The 18,595-nt window shown below is 58.3% G+C and carries 16 protein-coding genes; 10 read left to right on the top strand and 6 right to left on the bottom strand.

Translation table 11 applies throughout. The features are described from left to right. Positions 1 to 235: 235 nt before the first annotated feature. The 3 genes from BMZ67_RS18770 (at position 236) to BMZ67_RS10345 (ending at position 3,267) form a co-directional block, all read left to right on the top strand. Positions 236 to 1,762: a M28 family metallopeptidase gene (locus BMZ67_RS18770; protein WP_092022306.1), complete on the top strand. Its 1,527-nt coding sequence runs from the start codon at positions 236 to 238 to the stop codon at positions 1,760 to 1,762. Between the two features lie 183 nt (positions 1,763 to 1,945). After that, entirely contained in the window at positions 1,946 to 2,425 is a 480-nt protein-coding gene (locus BMZ67_RS10350) for a DUF6942 family protein (protein ID WP_092022304.1), read from the top strand. Then, positions 2,422 to 3,267 carry a DUF72 domain-containing protein gene (locus tag BMZ67_RS10345; RefSeq protein ID WP_092022302.1) on the top strand — a complete coding sequence of 282 codons (846 nt, stop codon included), beginning with the start codon at positions 2,422 to 2,424 and terminating at the stop codon, positions 3,265 to 3,267. Before BMZ67_RS10350 ends, BMZ67_RS10345 begins: the two co-directional genes overlap by 4 nt. 28 nt (positions 3,268 to 3,295) lie before the next feature. On the opposite strand, the gene BMZ67_RS10340 is transcribed toward BMZ67_RS10345, so the two are convergent. After that, the gene (locus tag BMZ67_RS10340) at positions 3,296 to 5,014 is read right to left on the bottom strand and encodes an amidohydrolase (RefSeq protein WP_092022300.1); all 1,719 of its coding nucleotides are present in this window, start codon (positions 5,012 to 5,014) and stop codon (positions 3,296 to 3,298) included. A 324-nt stretch (positions 5,015 to 5,338) separates the two neighbouring features. Between BMZ67_RS10340 and BMZ67_RS10335 the strand changes: the two genes are divergently transcribed. The 3 genes from BMZ67_RS10335 (at position 5,339) to BMZ67_RS10325 (ending at position 9,702) form a co-directional block, all read left to right on the top strand. Next, positions 5,339 to 6,256, top strand: coding sequence for an alpha/beta fold hydrolase (locus BMZ67_RS10335; RefSeq protein WP_092022298.1), 918 nt, complete (start codon positions 5,339 to 5,341; stop codon positions 6,254 to 6,256). A 134-nt stretch (positions 6,257 to 6,390) separates the two neighbouring features. After that, a complete protein-coding gene (locus BMZ67_RS10330) occupies positions 6,391 to 8,664 on the top strand; it encodes a hypothetical protein (RefSeq protein ID WP_092022296.1) in 2,274 nt (757 codons plus the stop codon). A gap of 60 nt (positions 8,665 to 8,724) precedes the next feature. Further along, positions 8,725 to 9,702 carry a hypothetical protein gene (locus tag BMZ67_RS10325; RefSeq protein ID WP_092022294.1) on the top strand — a complete coding sequence of 326 codons (978 nt, stop codon included), beginning with the start codon at positions 8,725 to 8,727 and terminating at the stop codon, positions 9,700 to 9,702. Between the two features lie 20 nt (positions 9,703 to 9,722). On the opposite strand, the gene BMZ67_RS10320 is transcribed toward BMZ67_RS10325, so the two are convergent. Beyond that, positions 9,723 to 10,106, bottom strand: a complete 384-nt coding sequence (locus BMZ67_RS10320; protein ID WP_092022292.1) for a hypothetical protein — start codon at positions 10,104 to 10,106, stop codon at positions 9,723 to 9,725. 202 nt (positions 10,107 to 10,308) lie between these two features. Here BMZ67_RS10320 and BMZ67_RS10315 point away from each other — a divergent pair, with 202 nt between their 5' ends. Both BMZ67_RS10315 and BMZ67_RS10310 read left to right on the top strand, forming a co-directional pair. Next, a complete protein-coding gene (locus tag BMZ67_RS10315) occupies positions 10,309 to 10,881 on the top strand; it encodes a LemA family protein (RefSeq protein WP_092022290.1) in 573 nt (190 codons plus the stop codon). After that, positions 10,878 to 11,927 (top strand): DUF3137 domain-containing protein, encoded by a 1,050-nt coding sequence (locus tag BMZ67_RS10310; RefSeq protein ID WP_092022288.1) that lies wholly within the window; start codon positions 10,878 to 10,880, stop codon positions 11,925 to 11,927. The genes BMZ67_RS10315 and BMZ67_RS10310 overlap by 4 nt, the downstream gene beginning before the upstream one ends. A 14-nt stretch (positions 11,928 to 11,941) precedes the next feature. On the opposite strand, the gene BMZ67_RS10305 is transcribed toward BMZ67_RS10310, so the two are convergent. The 4 genes from BMZ67_RS10305 to BMZ67_RS10290 form a co-directional block, all read right to left on the bottom strand. Continuing rightward, the gene (locus BMZ67_RS10305) at positions 11,942 to 12,412 is read right to left on the bottom strand and encodes a hypothetical protein (protein ID WP_092022286.1); all 471 of its coding nucleotides are present in this window, start codon (positions 12,410 to 12,412) and stop codon (positions 11,942 to 11,944) included. 82 nt (positions 12,413 to 12,494) lie between these two features. After that, positions 12,495 to 12,833 carry a thioredoxin family protein gene (locus tag BMZ67_RS10300; RefSeq protein ID WP_175481896.1) on the bottom strand — a complete coding sequence of 113 codons (339 nt, stop codon included), beginning with the start codon at positions 12,831 to 12,833 and terminating at the stop codon, positions 12,495 to 12,497. A gap of 116 nt (positions 12,834 to 12,949) precedes the next feature. Beyond that, the gene (locus tag BMZ67_RS10295) at positions 12,950 to 15,205 is read right to left on the bottom strand and encodes an esterase-like activity of phytase family protein (protein ID WP_092022284.1); all 2,256 of its coding nucleotides are present in this window, start codon (positions 15,203 to 15,205) and stop codon (positions 12,950 to 12,952) included. A 212-nt stretch (positions 15,206 to 15,417) separates the two neighbouring features. Beyond that, positions 15,418 to 15,987, bottom strand: coding sequence for a hypothetical protein (locus BMZ67_RS10290; RefSeq protein ID WP_092022282.1), 570 nt, complete (start codon positions 15,985 to 15,987; stop codon positions 15,418 to 15,420). A gap of 166 nt (positions 15,988 to 16,153) precedes the next feature. Between BMZ67_RS10290 and BMZ67_RS10285 the strand changes: the two genes are divergently transcribed. Together BMZ67_RS10285 and BMZ67_RS10280 are read left to right on the top strand one after the other, a co-directional pair. Continuing rightward, a complete protein-coding gene (locus tag BMZ67_RS10285) occupies positions 16,154 to 16,897 on the top strand; it encodes a class I SAM-dependent DNA methyltransferase (RefSeq protein WP_092023230.1) in 744 nt (247 codons plus the stop codon). A gap of 329 nt (positions 16,898 to 17,226) precedes the next feature. Further along, on the top strand, positions 17,227 to 18,576 hold the full coding sequence (locus BMZ67_RS10280; protein ID WP_092023228.1) for a fibronectin type III domain-containing protein: 1,350 nt from the start codon (positions 17,227 to 17,229) through the stop codon (positions 18,574 to 18,576). The last annotated feature ends 19 nt before the right edge of the window (positions 18,577 to 18,595 follow it).

Below are 18,595 nucleotides of genomic sequence, written 5' to 3'. Positions count from 1 at the left end.
AAACCCCAAAAAAACGTAACAGGAGGTCATGAAGTTGTGCACTCCGTCCCAATTATCCCCAAGCGACCGCCAAACCTTTTACCACCGGCCTGACGGCCAAAACCCCAAAAACTGGCAAGGCTGACAAGAGCTGATACGCTTAGTGTCGCTGTTACATATTTTTACAATCAGAAGCGCGAGTTGTATCCGTGGAGTAACGAGATAAGAACAACAAATCCAACAAGGAGCCTTACGCATGTTGAAAAAACCGTTCAAGCGCGTTTCCCACACCGTGGCACTGATTGCAGCGGCAGCCAGCTTGCCCACCTACTCAGCCACCAGCGTTGACACTTACACTCTGAGAGAAGCCGTAACCGTTGACGGTGTACGAAGCCATCAGGCAGCGTTCCAGGCCATCGCGGATGCCAACGGAGGAACCCGAGAGGCCTCATCGCCGGGCTACCAGGCGTCCGTCGCTTACGTCGTTGAGCAAATGGTCGCCGCCGGCTATGACGTCACCATCCAGGACTTCGACTACCCGTTCTTTGAAGAGAACTCCGCTGCCGTCATGGAACAACTGGCGCCTAACCCAACGGTCTACCCCTATTTTGAGGTCGACGGCTTTGCCACCATGACCTACTCCGGCAGCGGTGATGCCACCGGTCTGGCCGAAGCCGTTGACCTGCTCCTGCCTCCCGCCCCAGATGCCGACACCTCAACCAGTGGCTGTGAAGCCTCCGACTTCAGCGGTTTTACGCCAGGCAACATCGCCATTGTCCAGCGCGGTAGCTGTTCCTTTGCCATCAAGGCCACCAATGCCCAGAACGCTGGTGCCAGTGGCGTCATCATTTTTAATGAGGGCCAACCCGGGCGTACCGACGCCTTTCTGGGAACCCTGGGCAGTCCCGACTTTTCCATTCCGATTGTGGGCGCAGCCTTCGACGTCGGGGTGGAGTTGGCCGCCGGCAGTGTTCAGGTTCGGCTGATGGTGGATGCCAGCTCAGGACTCCGTACAACCTCCAACGTCATCGCCGACTCCACAGCCGGACGTGACGACCGCATTGTGGTCGTTGGCGCTCACCTGGACTCCGTTGGCGAAGGGCCGGGAATCCAGGACAACGGTAGTGGCTCTGCGGCGATTCTGGAAACCGCGATCCAGATGGCAAACCAGCAAATCGTTCCGCGTAACAAGGTTCGCTTCGCCTGGTGGGGCGCTGAAGAAGCCGGCCTGCTCGGTGCGCAGCATTATGTGGACAACCTCAGTGCGCGGGAGATTAAAGACATTGCCCTCAACCTGAACTTCGACATGATCGGCTCACCGAACTTTGTCCGTTTCGTCTATGACGGCGACGGCTCAGACACCCCGCTAGCTGGCCCCAATGGCTCCCAGACCATCGAGAGGGTGTTCCTGGAGTACTTCGCGGAAATGTCGTTGCCAGTCGAGCCCACCGCCTTTGATGGCCGCTCCGACTATGGCCCGTTCATTGAAGTCGGCATTCCCGCCGGTGGATTATTCACTGGGGCCGAAGAGCTGAAAACCCCAGACCAGGCGGCGCTATACGGCGGCACGGCAGGCGAGCAGCTTGATCCTTGCTACCACCTGGCGTGTGACACCTACGACAACATCAGTCTGGAAGCACTCGACCAGATGTCCGATGCCCTCGCGCACTCGGTGTTGACCTTCGCGATGACCACCTCTGCCGTTAACGGAACCGACAAGGGCAAAGGACTTGGCCGTATCAAGAACGAAATGGAGTACCGCGGTTCACAGCTTGTGAAGTAATGGTCACCTGAGCCGAACCCTGAAAAAAGGAACTGCGGGCACGGATGCCCGCTTTGCATCCCGTCCCCAGTCTGAGCACCCACTCGACATCATGGAGGCATACCCGGTTCCGGTTTGCAGCGTGGCCAGCAAGAATGGACAATAAGCGGCCCTGACACATCTGTTCCTGCGAGTGCGCACTGCATGGCCCAACCGGATCACCTGGGAAGTTCTCAACCACGACTGGTTCTCTACCTGCCACACCGCCCTGATCACGCGGAACAGCTGGCCCTGTGTCCCAGCGCCCAGGCGCTAATTGCGGCCAACTCTAACCACTGGCGCAAGATCATCACCCTGCTGGCAAAAGTTGCCTGCCCGGTGGCAGACGACTGGCGGGGGTTCCGTGACAATGAGCTGTTTCTGCGAACCGCACTGAACTTCTCTGACCAACTACGCCCTGGCGATCACTGGCACTGGATTGGCGGCAAGGACAACCTCCAGCGGTTTACCACCCTGGAGCACCGAGCACAGCCGCTGGCCACCGCCCCAGCGGTCGCGATCGACCCGGACCAACGCCTGCTGCTCACGCCCTATCCCGATTACCGGCAGCTCAGTAACCACACCGTCGCGGTCATTCGGGAGGCACTCGCCGGAATCGGCTTTTACGAGGGCAACACCCCGTGAACCGGCCCTACTTCCTCGGCGCTCCGCAATGGCAACACCCAGACTGGGCACCCCGACTGCCGCCAGGCAGCAGCCCGCTGGCCAGATACAGCCAGGTATTCAATTGTGTTGAGGGCAACACGACGTTCTACGCCACGCCAACCCAGGAGCAATGCCGGCAATGGCGATCGCAGGTCACGGAGCACTTTCGTTTCCTGCTCAAGTTTCCCCGGGCCATCAGCCACGACCAGCTATTGGTCGGCGCAGGCGCTCAGGTTCAATCCTTCCTGGAGATCATTGCTCCCCTGGAAGATGTCCTGGGTCCATTTCTGCTGCAGCTGCCAGCGGCCTTTGGTCCGGAGCACCTGGACCGGCTGTGGCCATTCATCGACGCGCTGCCAGAACCGCTGACCTGCACTGTGGAAGTGCGCCACCCGGCCTTCTTCCGCAAAGGCGAGGAGGAACGCAAGCTGAACCGGGGGCTACGGGATCGCGGGATCGCTCGTGTGTGTTTCGACGGCCGGGCGCTGTTCTCCGCATCTCCGGACAATGACGCGATACGGGATGCCCAACGCAAGAAGCCCCGGGTTCCGGTGCACCTGCTCCCTGTCGAGGCCGACCCGGTCATCCGCTACATCGGCCACCCAAATCTGGACGCAAACCCGCCGTTCCTCGCCCCCTGGGTGGAGCGGGTAGCTACCTGGATTGAAGAAGGCAGGCACCCCTACGTGTTCATCCACATGCCTGATAATGGCGACGCCCTCTCCCTTGCAACGAAGTGGACCGAGTTGCTCAACCAGCGCCTGCCGGCGCTTGAGACACTCAACCTCAACGAAAAACAGCCCCAGATGGGGCTGTTCTGAAGGCCAGGAAGCAGGCGGCCTTCTCGTCTTATTCGCTGGCCCGGTACACCGTCTCCCCTTGCTTGATGGTCTCCATGACACGGATATCCCGAATAGTCTCCGGCGCAATGGTCAGCGGATTCCGGTCCAGTATCACCAGATCCGCCAGCTTGCCAGGTTCTAACGTACCCTTGTCACTTTCCTCGAAGTACTGCCAGGCAGCCCACTCGGTCAGTGCCTTGAGGCCAATATAGGGGCTGACCCGCTGATCCTCACCGATCACCGCGCCACTCCTGCTGGTCCGGTTTACCGTGGTATGGAGGATCATGATCGCGCTGGGCAAGGCGACCGGGGCGTCATGGTGTTCAGTAAAACGCATACCACGACGCAATGCTGAGACGGTAGGGGAGATTCGGGCGGCACGCTCAGGCCCCAAGGTCTCATCACGGTGCCAGTCCCCCCAATAGAAGGTGTGCATAGAGAAGAACGACGGGATGATCTTCAAGGCCTGCATCCGGTCCAGCTGGTCCTCACGGACCGTCTGGGCATGAACCATCACCGTGCGGCGATCATCGTTTCCGTAGGTGTCCGCTGCAACTTCCACAGCGTCGATCATTGCATCCGACGCCGCATCGCCGTTGGTATGCACCAGTAACTGCCAGTTGTTCTCGAATGCCTTGTTGACCAAACGCTGCCGCTCGTTCGCATCGACGATGGCCGGATAGCCCGCATAGCTTTCAGGCAACCCTTCCGGGGGGTGAACATAGGGGTGAGTCAACCAGGCTGTCTTGCCTTGGGGCGAGCCATCAAAACTGAGCTTTCCGCCAGCGATACGAAGGTGGTTCTGATAGCGGGTGCTGACGCCAACCTCCTCCAGAAAATCGCCTGCGGCCTGTACGTCGGGGTACACGGCAACATCAATGCTCAGGCGACCAGCGTCCGCCAGTTCCTGCCAGGCTTCTGCATTCTCCCGGCTGGCACGGCCCTCCTGGGCGGTGGTAAAACCAAACTGGGTATAGGCGTCTATCCCGGCTAGTGCAATTCGCGCATTAGTCGCGGCATCAATACTGCCAAACATCTGGAACGCGGGTTGGAAGAAGGCCATTTCTTCCAGAACGCCATTGGGCGTAACGCCATCCGCTTCCCGCCGGACAACACCACCTGAGGGATCATCAACCCCAACGTTATAACCTGCCAACTCCAACCCCTTGTGGTTCATGGCCGCCAGATGGCCGGACTGGTGCATGGCCAGCACCGGCATTTCCGTTGACACCCGGTCCAGGTCATCCGCAGTGGGGTGGCGTTGTTCGGCCAGCTGGGAGTCATCGTAGCCAAAGCCAATAATCCACCCGGTCGCTTCGATCAAACCACCACCGTCCTGTTGCCAACGCTGGTACTCCTCAATGAGCGCCTCAATGCTGTCAACCCCGCCGTCTGGGGGCGGCAACAGGTTGGCCGACAGCTTCTGGAACCCGGCGTTAAACACATGGCCATGGGCATCAATAAACCCCGGCAGCAAGGTATGCCCGCCCAGGTTCACCTGGCGGGTTTCAGGCCCAATGTAGGCGTCGGCCGCTTCGCTGTCCCCGGCAAACAACACCCGGCCATCCTTTACCACCAGCGCCTCCACATAGGACGGCTCATCACCAGCCATGGTCAGGACAGGCCCACCGCTGTATACCGTATCTGCGCTTTCCGGCTTCTCTGCGCACCCAGCCAGTATCAGGCTGGCCATTAGCGCAAGGGTTCCAACTCGCCGTCCAGGCATAGCAAACTCCTTTTTTGGTGTTCAACGTGTGTAATGTTCAGCGTGAAAGCCGGCCACGGGCCGGTGATCCGTGTCCATACAGTAGTGCGCCCTCCATCGGTTTGCCACCCCGGACATACGCCTTCCAACACCCAACAGACAGCAAGGCGCTGCCGCGTCAGACTTTTTTACGCCCTGACGGCAACTTCCCACTCACGTATGCCCTAACCCCTCAGGATAAAACGGCTTCCTCAGTTCGGCCCGAAGTTTGCGTTACTGGCACAAGCGATACGACAGGAGTCCCTGTGGGCGACAAGGATCGTCTGGACCAGCGGAGACTATGCCATGGCCTGGATTCCCCTGCGTGACGGTGAAAAACTCCATGTCATCAGTGTTGGCCGGGGCTCCCCTGTTGTACTTTTGCACGGCTTTGGCTCCCGGGGTATGCACTGGCTCCCCAACATTCTGCCCCTTGCTCACCGCTACCGTTTTTACCTGCCAGACCTCCGTGGCTTCGGTAACTCCCACAACACCGACCTGAACAACCGGGATGTATTCCAGACCTATGCCGACGACGTTCAGGATCTCCTTGACCACTTCCAGCTTGACCGGGTGATTCTGGGCGGCCTTTCGACCGGCGCCTTCGCGTGCCTGAACTACCACGCTGTCCATGGGTTCTCACGGGTTCGCAGCTACCTCAATATCGAACATGTCGGAGACAGTCTCCACAGCGAATACGGCTCAACCGGCCTGTTTGGCAAACGCCAACCGGAAATATTTGCCCGCTTCAGGGAGACCCTGAACGTCATCGAACAAGCCGGTGAAGAAACGCCCTACTGGGATCTGCCGGAGGAGGTTCGGACCTACCTGCGCGACCAGATGGTGTATATCTTTCGCCAGGCCTTTAACCGACGCTGGAACCGGTTCGCGGTATCTGCGGGTGGCCAGTTTGGTGAACGCCTGCTGACCCAGATCCTGATGCCCATTGATCGTTGGTCCACCTATGTGCAGATACTGCGGGCCTTCATGGCCGGCCGGAACATCTGGCCGAGCCTCCCGCATATCACAGTGCCCACGACTCTGATGACCGGACGCCACAGCCGCTACTTCGACCTCGAAGGCCATGAGGCCATGCTGGAACTCATCCCCCGCGCGCAGCTGGTCATCTTTGAACACTCCGGACATGTTCCCATGGCGGATGAACCCCTGCGCTTCCAACAGGAGTTTACCCGCTTCCTGCTGGAGTCTGAGGACGAACCCTAACCCTCGACTGCATCACAGATTAATCACTCGTCTGCGCAATTTTTGTACTACCCTCAAGAAACCCGGCTGAAACCAAGCCCCACATCAGGCCACACGCTTCACATCTGCTGGCCCGGTCAAAGGACGTCAATGCTATGGACCAGACACCGTTCTTCTCAGACACCGACGACTACCTGAAACCCGAACTGGGCCCCAGCACCATCGCCGAGCCGGTCAGCTACCAGTCGCTCTACATCCTCGATACCCTGAACCCCACCCCACCGGCGTCCCCAGGCGATGAGGTCACCGTTGACCACGAAGGACCGTTTGACCCCTTCAAGGATCGCAGCGCCCTTGCGGGTAAAGACCTGGCCTTTGGCGTGCTGCTCAAGCACCACCAAAGCTGGCAACAGAAAGGGCTGGCTCTGGGCAATCTGCTGCACTCGGTGTGCCTGGCACCCGGCGAGGTGACCCAGGTGGCTATTATCGACTGGACCCGGCGGACCCAGGGACGTAGCGAGGAGGCGGTGAAACAGGGGGAGTCCGTCAGCTCTGACATTGACCAGTCCCGCGCCGTTAATGAAGTGCAGCAAGCCGTGGCAGAGGAGGCCCAGGCCGGGCAGTCGAGCATCTCCAGTTCGTCGTCCAGCTCCCAGAGCGGCTTCAGCGGTGGCAGCCTGTTGTTCTCGGTCACCGCATCGGGATCGTCGTCCCACAGCTCTGCGCTAACCGCCCAGTTCAGCACCGGCAAACGGGACCTCGCAGCCGAGTCCAGCAATCGGCTCAACCAGCGTACCGCTGAGAAGTCCCAGTCGTTACGCTCGCGCCGGTCCTCCGTGGTGCGGGAAGTGACCGAATCCGAAGCGGAAAACATGACCACCCGGGTGCTGGCCAACTATAACCATCGACACACCCTCAACATCGAGTATTTTGAGCTTTTACAAACCTACGCCATCACCACCCGCCTGGATTCCTGGGACCGCTGCATTTTCCTGCCCATGCAGGTGCTGGATTTTTCGGACATCAATGTGGTCCGGCAACAGCTGCCGATGCTGATTGGGCTATTCCAGCAGTACAAGGACCTGGAACCCCGCATTGACGAACTTAAACAGCTGGCCGACCCGAACTTCCAGCCCCCTGAAAGCACCCGCCAGAAGCAGGCGGAGGCGGAGTACAAACGCCTTCAAGCCGAACTCAAGTCCACCCAAGAAGCGCTCGCCGACCAGGAGCAGGTGGTGGCCCTGCTTGAGGAGCTGTTAAGAAACCTGAATATCCATGAGCCCCAGGCCTTTAAGGCAAGCAATGAGCTTGCGATCAAGGCGCTGAAAGACATGCTGCCGCACGATAAGGTCAGCCAAACCTATCTGGAAAGCCTGCTCAAAGTGGAGGACGACAAGAGTGACTTCGATTTGCAGGTTTCGTCCCTCCAAACGATACATAAGGAACGGCTGGAGGCACTTCACCGCGACACCAGTACACTGAACGATCAGGTTGAGGCCGAGCGCCGGAAAATGGGGATCTATTTCGTCCCGATCCAGGATTTCCTGGTGAAGCACAGCCTGTTACTCAGCCAGAAAATCTGGCTGCAGCTGGATGCCTACCGCGTTTATCTGCTGCTGCAGGAAATCAAGCTCGATGGCCGTGCCCTGTCTTCCCTCGTCGACCCGACACCCGTCGGGCTGTTTGGCAATTACCTTGCCTTCCGCTGGGGATTCAGCGGCGCTGAAAAAGCGGATTCCGATGTCCACCCCGCGCGGATGAGCCGAGAAACCTTTGAGCAAACGTTCGTGCGCCCAAACAATGCTACCGTCGAGGATTCCCCGGAAATTGCCGTGCCCACCTCGGGCGTGTTTGCCGAAGCGGTACTGGGCCGCTCTAACGCGGCAGAGTCGATTGACGAAAGCAAGTTCTGGCGCTGGAAGGAAGAACCCATCCCGATCCTGCCGCCCAAGATCAACCCATTGAACTCCCGGGATCGCGCCAAAGGCATGGACCTGAGTCCTGGCGACTTTGCCGCCGCCATTGCCCAGCTGCGCTCACAACCGATGGCGGATGTATCCCACATTGGCCAGATACTGGGTGCCCTGCAGAAGAACGACATGTTCCGCAACATGGCGGGGCTGCAGGAAGCGGCGGCGTTGGCGGGGCAGATGGCCCAGATCAGCGGGGACGGAGCCACCGCGGCCGGCCAGAGATCAGCTGAGATCTACGGCAAACTGCTCGACACCTTTGAGAAAGTACTGGATAGCGAAGCCGGTCAAGCCATGGTGGCGGACTTCATGCTTCCCGGGTCCGGCGAAGCCCTGCAGGCCGCCAAGGGCCTGGAAAAGACCGTGACGGGGGACAAACCCGTGGGTAAGGGGAAAGGCAATGGCCTGGACCATGAACTGGACCACACACCGGGTCCTGACAGCATGGACAGTGCATGAGGCCCGCCGTTTGGCCCCAGCCCTGCGACCCAATATCGGCACCGGAAGGATAATCCAGCCATGGCCCTCACCTATGAACAAAGAAAGAGAAAGCTGGCGTTAAAGATCATTACGCGCCGACACAAAATCGCACTGGCACGCACCCGCAGGGAGGATTGGCTGAATGACCTGATCGAGATGGCCACCAACCCGACGCCAACATCGCCGCATTTGCTGGCAACGCTGGACTACGATTATTCATACCTGCTGCTCGACCCGGACTTTTCCTCGCCACAGGCGGCAAAATGGTACAACTGGCGCGACCTGTTCAACCGACATCACCAGGGGCGGCCACTGCGCCAGCTCACCCAGGCGGAATTAAAACGCCTGGTGCCGAGGACACTGCAAAGTGCTTGTAGTATTGAGGGTGCCCAAAGCAAAGCCAACAATGCCACCGCACTGAACAGCCTTATTGACGGCCAGCTCCGGAGGCTTAACGCCAGCCAACTGTCGCCCCAGGACAAACAGGCACAAACCACCAGGTTGCAGCAACAGCGGGAGTGCCTGACCGCCACAACGATCCCGGCACCACCGGGTGCTAACAATGGCAACCGAGTCCACAACCGTAACTACACATTCTTTAACGCTTTATCGGACCAGTACCTGTTCAACAGCGCTTGTCAGATAGACGAGGATGACCCTTTCTGGCGCAGCGTTGATCGGGCACCAAACGACGGGGCAACCATAGGTGGCGATTTTGGTCCGCAACGGTACCCTGCCGGCAATGGCATTCTCAGTCTCCCGGACGTTCCCACCAAACGCCTGCAACTGTGCTTCGCCTCCAACGACCTGGACACCTATTCCATCGACCGAATCTATCTGATTGAGCGAATCCTGCTGCACAACATTCACCAGGGAGGGCGAGCGGCCCTCAATCCCTGGACCCAGCTTGCCGCCAACGACCCCAAGCGCCGTATCTGCAATTATTCTTACACCTATGGGGTGCTGGGCTATTGCCACCTAAGCTGGAATGACAGCGCCTTCAACTTTGGTTCATGAACCGCAGCCAAACGCTGGGCCTAGTGTGCAGGCGTTAGCCGCTCTGACTGCGGCACAAGGCAGTCCATGGCGGTGATCGTCAGATCACGAAATACCGCTTCTGAGGAAATGAGGGCGGGAAAATGGTCATACAAGGCGCGGCGGCAGTTGGAGGAGCGCCGCTCACTCCGTTCCACGCACTGGGACACTGCCTCGCTCCCGTTTGCCTGACCGGTCGCCTCCTGGCACAGCGCGGGCACCTGGGTCACCACCCAGTCAACCACCGTACCCCGTTCCACCGGATTCGCTGCCAGGTTGGCAAAACGACTCGGGTCAATGGTGTCCTGCTGATCCTGGCTCTGCTGCCAGATAACGACAACCAGGGCTAGCGAAACCAGGGTGACGGTGACCGTAGGGAACTTCATAGGAAACATCCATTGGCAAAGGCTGATGGCAGCGGAGAAAAGGAACATCGACAGGCAGGATCATAGAGGTTACCTCAAGCAGAGTCATCTTCCACCCAAATACATAGGCATCCAAACCATTCGTAACCATATGATATTAAAGGGTTGACCTGCTTTTGCGCAACGCCTAGCCTGCTAGATTCTATTGATACGGAGAGTTGTTATGACATGGATCATCGTGGCCGTCGTTGCCACCCTTGTGCTGTTGTATTTCTGGTATGCCGCCATTGTCTCCCGCCGCAACGCTACAGAAGAAGCGTTCTCCGGCATTGATGTGCAACTAAAGAAACGGACTGACCTGATCCCCAATATCCTCAAGATCGCTTCCCGCTTTATGGAACACGAACAGGCGCTGCTCACCGAAGTGACCCGCCTGCGAACCGAAGTCCTGAAAGCAACCGATACCGCAGGCGCCGCCACCTCAGAGAAGCGTTTCGAACTGGAAGCCGCATTGGAAAACAAGCTCTCCGGCCTGATGGTCGCCGTCGAAAACTACCCTGACCTGAAATCCCACGCCAACATGCTGGAAGCTCAACGGGTATACGCAGATGTTGAAGAACATATCTCCGCCGCACGTCGGAGCTACAACGCCGCGGGTCGACGTTTCAAGGATGCCATCCAGATCTTCCCGGGCTCGCTTATTGCCGCAATGATGGGGCTAAAGCCCTTCCCGTTTTTCCAGGTTGCAGAAGCTGACAGGGCCCCCGTCAACGCCGATGACTTCCTGAAGTCATGAGTATCCTGTACACGTTTTCCCAGGCAAAGGAAGCGTTAAAGCAACTGACCGACGGCACTGCGTATCGTAGGGCAGAAGCAACTGCGCCCTTATCAGAGGACTTCCGTGCAATGCTCGAGCGGGACGTGGTGCCACTGTTAGCGCCGATCGAGCAGTTCAGGCTGGAGCAACTGGAGCGGAAAAACCGCCGTAAGACCCTGTTCAAGCGACTGGGCTGGCTACTGTGGCTACCAACGGTCGTACTGGACCTGTACACACTGGTCTCAGGTGACTTTCCCCTCTATACCCTGTTTGTATTGGCCGGATTCGCCGTCTGGGTGTTCTACCCGGCGTTCGTATACACCCGCCATTACAAGGAAAAGCTGATGCCCGTGCTGGTCCGGGCATTTGGCGAGTTCGGGTACGACAAGGATGGCTGTATTGACCTGGCCGCCGTTGAGCCTTTCGACATCCTGCCCTCGTTTTCCCGAAAGAGCAGTGAGGACCTGATCCAGGGCCGCGTGGAGGATGTGCAGTTTGAATTCTGCGAACTGAAGCTGGAACGCCGCGGTAACAAGTCCAATATCAGTGTTCACCGCGGCGGGGCCTTGTTGATCACCATGCCGTTTGAGTTTCACGGCTACACTGTGGTTCGGGCAGACCACGGCAGGCTGGCCAACCTGCTGTCAGCACCGATGACAAAAGACCGGGTTGCACTGGAAAATCCGGAATTCGAGGATCGCTACGAGGTCAGATCCTCCGATCAGCAATATGCCCGCTATATCCTGTCGCCAGCCATGATGGAACACATCATCGCACTCGACGACCTGTTCCGGGCAAGAGCAAAAGGGTCAGGGCTCACCTGCGAGTTCCGCGGCAACAAGGCGCTGTTCATGCTGTCCTATTTTGACAATCTGCTGGAGAGTGCAGACATCAACGTGTCCGCCTACGACCTCGATAAGATGCCCCTGGTTGAACAGGAGCTGGCCATGATCACGGGAATCATCCGCCAGCTGAAGCTGGATTCCATGGCCGCACGCAATCTGGCCTACGACCGTTTGGGGTAGGCAGAACCAGCCGCTCAATCACATTGAAATGAGAGCCCCTCCCGGGTTTTGCCCAACAGCTTGAAGCCGTCATCGGTCATTTCATAGAAGTAGGTATGAAACCAATCCGGAATCTGTTGGGCGCCTTCCTGGTCAATGGGGTTCACAATCAGAAGCCGACTGTCGATCCGGAAACATGCCCCATTGGAAGCCCCACCCTCACCCGGGTAGAACACCTCGCCGCTCTCGACACTGATGGCCGCCACCTGCTGGCAGGCGGTACCGCACCCCCAGAAGGTCAACACATAGCGGCCTGCAAAGTTGGGGCTCTCGCCAACGGCCCTCTCCAGAAACATGCCTTCGACAGACTCGCCCTCGGGCAAATCAACCTGATCGACAACCCGGGCAGAACGTTCCGGAGCTGGAAAGTCTTCAAAACGGTATTCGTCCGCCTGCGCAGAGGCGGCCCACAAAACAGCGCCAAGCGCCAGAATTACACGTCGCACGATCAAGAGCTCCTTTGGGTCAATTCATTTCCGACTCGTTCTCTACAGCTTAGCCGTGTTGCCAACAGGTACCTCAGCAAACCTAGCCACCGGCCATCAATGCCTGGTAGGGCCGCTCCATCGAGGCCCTCACTTCTCCGATTGAGAATACCCGGGCAAACTCTGCAAACCGTTGCCCCTCAAACCACAACTGGACCACCGGAAGCGAAAAAATACCCCGGGTTGCGCAAAGAGAAGCCGCTGAGTCCTGACAGTCGATATAACCCGTAACTACCCCGGGGAAATGCTCACGCACCAGGCGTTCCAACTGGGGTTTAATGGCCTGGCAGACGCCACACTGATGCCCGCCAAAAAGCAGCAACACCGCTGGGCTGTCCTCCAGCAAACCGGTCAGTTCAAGCTCTGTAGATACCGTCTTCATGGAATGCTCACCTAACTGGTCGAGACAGCCAAGGGTACACCCAGTGACACCCATCCCCATAAAAAAACAGCAGGGAAGCCTAGCTCCCCTGCTGTTTCGATACCGCCTGACCAGGCTTAGCGCAGGTCGTTGAAGTTCCCAAGGTTCAGGAACAACGTTTCCCCTGGGGCGTCGTCAACACCGTCATTGTCGGTCACCACGTAAACCTGGCCGTCAGCGGCCACGGTAAAGCCTTCCAGCTTTTCGGTGGTCCAGATGCTGTTGGCCTGCAACGCCGGCAACACGTCTACCAGCAGCTCTTTCGAGAGTACAGCCGACGGTGCCACGCCATCAACGTACGGGTCGAAGGCGGCATTAGCCAGATCCACCGCGTAAACAGCCTTGAGCTCTGCATTCAGCCCTGTGCTGGCACCCCAGCCTTTGTCACGTTCCACCACCGCAAACCGACCATCCGGCAGCGCGGTCAGTTCCGACAACCCAATCCAGCCGCCCTGACCTTCGGCTTCCATCGGGTAGTGAACAAAGCCCCATTCACCGCTGCTGACATCGTATCTGGCGATCTTGGTGTTCACGCCATCGTCATCGCCTTCCGCTGGCCAGGCACGCTGGATAGCCACATACACCTGCTCAGCACCGGCATCACCGGTCACGGCAATACCTTCAAAACCGTTGCTGCGGGCGTTGTCTTCCAGTTCGGCCGGCAACAGGATCTCTTCGGTCACCATGCCGGTCGCACGATCCACTTTGAGGATGGCGTTGGGGCGGGTTCCCGGCTTGCCTTCACTGGCTACCCAGAAGTCTCCGTCAGCCCCAACGGCAATACCTTCCAGATCCAGTGAGCTTGAAGCGCCGGTGACTTCCTGCCGGCTGGTGATCCTGGCCGGGTGGGCAGAAGCATCAACAGTGTAGATGTAGCCCTTGGCCAGGAACGAGTCACTCACGGCATACAGGGTGTTGGCATCAACAGAGTCCGCCGCCAGGCCGGACAGAGCCACCCAAGGGATCGGCAGTCCGTTGATATCGTTGTCGGAGACGATCATCGGGTAATAGGCATCACCCCGCTGCATCTCAAAGATGTTGATCATGGTCGGGATACCGGCACCTGCTTCGTCGGTTTCCGTCGAGGCAACAAACAGCCCTTTGGATGGAATGGCTTTGAGACCTTCAGGCCCGATACCGGTGGGCAACAGCTGAACCAGCTCCGGCTCAACACCGTCTACGTCGTAGACCCCCACCATGTTCGAACGTTCAGAGCCAACAAACAGCAGCTGCCGGCTACCAAACTTGCCAAACTCCACCGACTCTGGCTCCACACCCTTGTTTTCTGAACGGCCTTCGTTGTAGTGACCGGCCGCCACAAGCAGGTGTTCGAAAGACTCGGCTGACTCAAACTCCACCACACCAGACTTATTGAAGATGGTAAAGCCGCGACTGCCACCCTCGTCACCGTTTGCATCTTCAAAATCGCCTTCATTGGCGCTGGCAAAGCGGTTGTTGTCGATCCAGCTTACCGCATCCGGCTCGCGACGCTTGTTCAGCTGGCTATCCAGCGAGATCAGGTCTTCTTCCGCGGAATCAACGTTGTTCAATTCGACTGAACCGGCAGAAAACTCGTTAAGCGTCCGGCCCGAGGTCAAATCCACGATCGCGAAATGGTTGTTCTCCTGGAAAGAAACCACCGCTTCGTTACGCTGATTGATGTCTACATATTCCGGCTCCAGATCCGAGCCCGCGGGCGCATTGGCGGCAACCGGCGACAGGTCGGCATCCGTGATGGTCCAGGTTGTAGGCTGGCCATGGATTCGAACGATCTTGAGGCCACCGGACGGGTACTGAGGAATCAGGCCACCGTTTTCGTCCTCGTCGCGTTCGTTCTCAATAACAATCGCCAGGTAACGCTGATCTGGAGACAGCGCCACAGAGTCGGGCTGGCCGTCCAGTAGGTGCTCTGCCACAACGGCGCGCGTCTGGCGATTCACCACCACCAGCTTTCCGGATGGGTTGGTAAACGATTCGGAGGTATTCACCGCAACCAGGGCGTAACGGCCGAAGACCACCAGACTGGTGGGTTCGCCACCGACCGCAACCGTACCCGCAGCCAGTGGTTGCGCCGGGTTGGAAATGTCCACAAAGCCAATCGCTTCGTTTTCACCATCGGTGTAAACCAGCTGCTTGCCATTGCCAGACACGTCCACGATCTCTGCCACAGCCGAACCGTTGCCCGCCATCACGTCAAAACTGGCGATCGGCACAAAGGTGCTGTCAGTACTTTTGTTGGCAGCAACGGCTGTACCTGCAAGGCCCACTGCAACGGCGGCAGCCAGCGCATTCAGGCGCAACGATTTCCCATGTGATTTCGAAAACAGAGACATCCCAATACCTCCTATAGATCCATCTTGCCGGGTGATGATGCGTTAGCAATCGGGTACTGCAGGCAGTACCGTTTGACCCGAGCATCGCACCGGAATGTTACAAAGAGGCTTCGCTAGGTAAGCAAATGTAACCAGAAGACAAGGGGGGCGAAGAGGCCCTAGAAAAGGCGAGGAAAGGAATAAAGAGGAGAGGAAAGCAGCCGCGGGAACGCTCAGCCGCCGGCCCCCTGTTCAGCGTCGGCCACCAGCATAAGCCGCACATCCATGGCCGCCAGCCGTCGCAGCAGCCGGATTTTCCGGAGCAGGGGCCACCAGTCATAGAGGAAAATTTCCATCGGCCGCCACATGGCAACCCATCCGCCGATCCACAGGCTTTCACTTATGAGCTTGAGCAAGCCACTGCCTGCCGCATGACTTTCGATCACCTGACTCACCCCCAAGCAGATGGACAGGAACAGCAAGCCAATGACCAGGCTCAACCGCCCTTCCCGCATCAACCGTCGGAAGTCACGGCACGCCACCTCCTCCCGCTCCAAGAAATAGGCACGCACGGCCCGAAGTACCCGCGCTCGGGCAGCGCCGATGTCGTCGCACAGGTCAACCAGAATCTCCAGCCGGAAATCCCCCTTGGCCGGATGCTCCTGCGCCCATTCCATAATGAAGGATTCGGCATTCACATCCAGATCCCGGCCCACAAAGGGCGACGGGTCCATGGAGTTAAACAACTGGGAAATATTGCTAAGGCGCATGCGGATGACGCTTGGCCCGGGGGTATTGTTCATGGAGCAGGAATTCCTCAACTGGATACGGTGCTAGTCTGTCCTGCTTATTCAGCTCAAACAAGCTTCCCGAAGCTGGTCATTTCCTATACGATACGCCGCCCTTCCAATGACCTGCCCTCAGTGCCCAGGCGCCTAAATATCGATGTCAGCACCTATGTCAGCAACTATGTCTACGAACGCTTTATATAACGACCTGTCCGGTTACTACGACCTGATGTGCGCCGACATCGACTACCCGGCACAAAGCGACGGAGTGCGCCGCCTTCACCAGCTGTTTGGCAGGGGTGGCCGGAACCATCTCGACCTGGCCTGCGGCACCGGCGCCCATGTACGCCATTTCATCGATCATGGTTACAACAGTCAGGGCCTGGACATTAACCAGCCTATGCTGGACGTGGCCAGCCAGCGCTGCCCCGAGGCGCAATTCACTTGCCAGGACATGTGCGACTTCCGGTTTGATCAACCGTTCGACCTGATTACCTGCTTTCTCTACTCCATCCACTACAGCGACGGCATCGAAAAGCTCAGGTCCTGCATCCAAAGCGTTCATGAGGCGCTGGCCAGCAACGGCGTTTTCTGTTTCAACGCGGTGGACAAGAACAAGATCGACAACTCCCGGTTTGTCGGCCATACCGCTGACTTCAATGGCAGCTCCTTTGTGTTCCGCTCCGGCTGGCATTACCCCGGACAGGGAGAGAAGCAGGCCCTGAAACTCAGCATCCAGAAAACAACCGATGGCGTCACCCAGGCCTGGCACGACGAACACCCGATGGTTGCGCTCGGTTTTGAAGAGATGGCGAGCCTTCTGCAACCCTATTTTGAGGTTCACATCTTCGAGCACGATTACGAGCGCATTGAACCTTGGGACAGACACGCCGGGAATGCGCTGTTTGTGTGCGTAAAAGGCTAAGGCCAACGTGCTGCGCCCAGGGTTTTGAGAACTGGCGCACACCCCAAGCCCGGCCATTTCACTGTTTAAATTTGTAATCACGTTCAGCCAACCGCCTCAGCCGAAATCCGCTCGTCACCCTGCCTACCCGAAAAATTCCTCCGTAAAACATGGCGCTAAGCCAGTCCCAGAGCACCCTCCCAGCGTAACGGCGGGTCTCAACATGTATCCCTCCGTAAGCGTCAAATTCCTGACGTTTTTTGCCCGTAGAATCCGGAACCAGGCCGCATATCGCTTAACACGACAATTCTATGATTGCCTCGAAATCATCAATTATTTGGTGCAAAACCATGTCATATTGCGACAGAAAATTGGCGAGTCACGGACTATGGATCATCCCTGCTTTTGCCATGCTTTCAGGCTGCGGCCTGGAAACAACCAGCGGCGATAACGGCACCGCAGAAAACACTCAGGGAACCACCGAAGAATCCGTTGCGATTGCTGGATCCGCGATGAAAGGCGTGATCCAGCAAGGGCTGGTATCCGCCAACCGCCTTGTCGCCGACAATAACGGCTACTACGCTCCGAAACGGCAAGTCGCCAAGCCCGTGCTGACAGCAATGGACGGCAGTTATGAACTGCAGCTGCGCGGCAAGGCTGACGGTTGGGCACTGGTCGAACTGACCGCCGATGGCAACACCCGGATGATCTGCGACGTGGTCCCCCAGTGTGACCAGACCGGCGGTTCTCCAGTGGCCTTTGGCCAGCCCCTCCCCCTGGACAGTAACTTCATGCTCAGCGGCGCTGGCGACCTGGCAACGGAAACGGTCTACCTGACGCCACTGACCCACCTGGCGGTCACGCTGGCAGAGCGCAGCCCCAATGGACTGTCCCCCGAAGCCCTGTCCGGTGCTTACTCAACGGTTGAAGACTGGTTTGGCCTGACCGCCGGTGCACTGCGCCTGGCCCCGCCCGACCTGACCCGGCTTGATGACATGACCAACGTCTCAGCGGACGCCATTCAGGTTGCCATCACCAATGCCGCCTTCCTGGCACTGGTTAATGGCAATAACCAATGGGACAGCATCTCTGACGTTCTGGTCGACATGACCAACCAGGCCCGGCAAACCGGACAGATTAGTGTTATGGGCGATGGCACCAACGTGGCTCTCGCCGACCTGGTCAGCGCCGCAGCCGTACAGGCATCGGAACTTCAGAGCACCGTTGATTCTTCCGTCATCAGCCAGAAACTGGTGGTTGTCGAATACCGTAACGTTCAACGCTTTAAAACCATTGCCGATGTCTATGACGGTACCGACGGTGATACGGGTGGTGACACTGGTAGCGAGACAGGTGGAGATACCGGCGGCGATACCGGCGGAGACACTGGTGGTGGCACCGTAACCGACCCAGATACAGGTGTTGACCCCACACCCGCCAACTCCGCCCTGCTGAGCTGGACGGCACCGCTGACCCGCGTAAACGGTGACAGCCTCGCCATGGGAGAAATTGCCGGGTTCGAGGTGGTCTACGGCACCGACTCTGCCAACCTGGACCAAAGCCTGGCCATCGGTGACGCATCCGTCGAGGAACTGCTGGTGGACGAACTTGCCGCTGGCACCTGGTACTTTGCGATCCGCACGCTCGATACCGATGGCAATCGCAGTCAGCTTTCAGAGGTCGTCAACAAACAGATCTGAAGCCGCCGTATAACGCCAC

This window comes from Marinobacter zhejiangensis (assembly GCF_900114775.1).
Classification (GTDB): Bacteria; Pseudomonadota; Gammaproteobacteria; order Pseudomonadales; family Oleiphilaceae; genus Marinobacter; species Marinobacter zhejiangensis.
This window is presented reverse-complemented; position numbering and strand designations above follow the sequence as displayed.

Excerpts from the sequence above, each read along its gene's own strand:
- BMZ67_RS10335 (WP_092022298.1), top strand. The coding sequence starts at position 5,339 with ATGGCCTGGATTCCCCTGCGTGACGGTGAAAAACTCCATGTCATCAGT.
- BMZ67_RS10280 (WP_092023228.1), top strand. The coding sequence starts at position 17,227 with ATGTCATATTGCGACAGAAAATTGGCGAGTCACGGACTATGGATCATC.
- BMZ67_RS10330 (WP_092022296.1), top strand. The coding sequence starts at position 6,391 with ATGGACCAGACACCGTTCTTCTCAGACACCGACGACTACCTGAAACCC.
- BMZ67_RS18770 (WP_092022306.1), top strand. The coding sequence starts at position 236 with ATGTTGAAAAAACCGTTCAAGCGCGTTTCCCACACCGTGGCACTGATT.
- BMZ67_RS10315 (WP_092022290.1), top strand. The coding sequence starts at position 10,309 with ATGACATGGATCATCGTGGCCGTCGTTGCCACCCTTGTGCTGTTGTAT.
- BMZ67_RS10320 (WP_092022292.1), bottom strand. The coding sequence starts at position 10,106 with ATGAAGTTCCCTACGGTCACCGTCACCCTGGTTTCGCTAGCCCTGGTT.
- BMZ67_RS10300 (WP_175481896.1), bottom strand. The coding sequence starts at position 12,833 with ATGAAGACGGTATCTACAGAGCTTGAACTGACCGGTTTGCTGGAGGAC.
- BMZ67_RS10310 (WP_092022288.1), top strand. The coding sequence starts at position 10,878 with ATGAGTATCCTGTACACGTTTTCCCAGGCAAAGGAAGCGTTAAAGCAA.
- BMZ67_RS10340 (WP_092022300.1), bottom strand. The coding sequence starts at position 5,014 with ATGCCTGGACGGCGAGTTGGAACCCTTGCGCTAATGGCCAGCCTGATA.
- BMZ67_RS10290 (WP_092022282.1), bottom strand. The coding sequence starts at position 15,987 with ATGAACAATACCCCCGGGCCAAGCGTCATCCGCATGCGCCTTAGCAAT.
- BMZ67_RS10285 (WP_092023230.1), top strand. The coding sequence starts at position 16,154 with ATGTCTACGAACGCTTTATATAACGACCTGTCCGGTTACTACGACCTG.
- BMZ67_RS10325 (WP_092022294.1), top strand. The coding sequence starts at position 8,725 with ATGGCCCTCACCTATGAACAAAGAAAGAGAAAGCTGGCGTTAAAGATC.
- BMZ67_RS10350 (WP_092022304.1), top strand. The coding sequence starts at position 1,946 with ATGGCCCAACCGGATCACCTGGGAAGTTCTCAACCACGACTGGTTCTC.
- BMZ67_RS10295 (WP_092022284.1), bottom strand. The coding sequence starts at position 15,205 with ATGTCTCTGTTTTCGAAATCACATGGGAAATCGTTGCGCCTGAATGCG.